This window comes from Terrabacter sp. Ter38 (assembly GCF_024519435.1).
GTDB lineage: Bacteria > Actinomycetota > Actinomycetes > Actinomycetales > Dermatophilaceae > Terrabacter.
In genome coordinates, this window is the sequence record NZ_JALJRZ010000051.1 from 1 (window position 1) to 311 (window position 311).

Sequence of the window (311 nt, forward strand, 5' to 3'; positions counted from 1 at the left end):
GCCACCGGAGGGGGAAGAAAGAGGGGAAGGGAGAAGAAGGGGGAAAAGAGGGGGAGAGAAGGAAGAAAAAGAGAAAAGGAAGGGAAAAGGGAAAGGGGAGGAGGAAGGGGGGGGAAAAGAAGGGAAGAAAGGAAAAGAAAGAGAGGAGAGGAGGAAAGGAAGAAGAGAAGGAGGAGAAGGAAGGGGAAGGAAAAAGGGGGAGGGGGGAGGAAAAAAGGAGGGAGGAAGGGAAAAGAAGAAAGAAAAAGGAAGAAAAAAAAATGAAGGATATGGAGAGGGAAGACGAGACGAAGAACGTCTTCCAACAGGCA

At 49.5% G+C, this 311-nt stretch carries 1 protein-coding gene; it reads left to right on the forward strand.

The window, feature by feature from the left end; translation table 11 throughout:
• The coding region (locus tag NR112_RS23355) for a hypothetical protein (protein WP_256796483.1) at positions 1-311 on the forward strand (311 nt) is incomplete at both ends.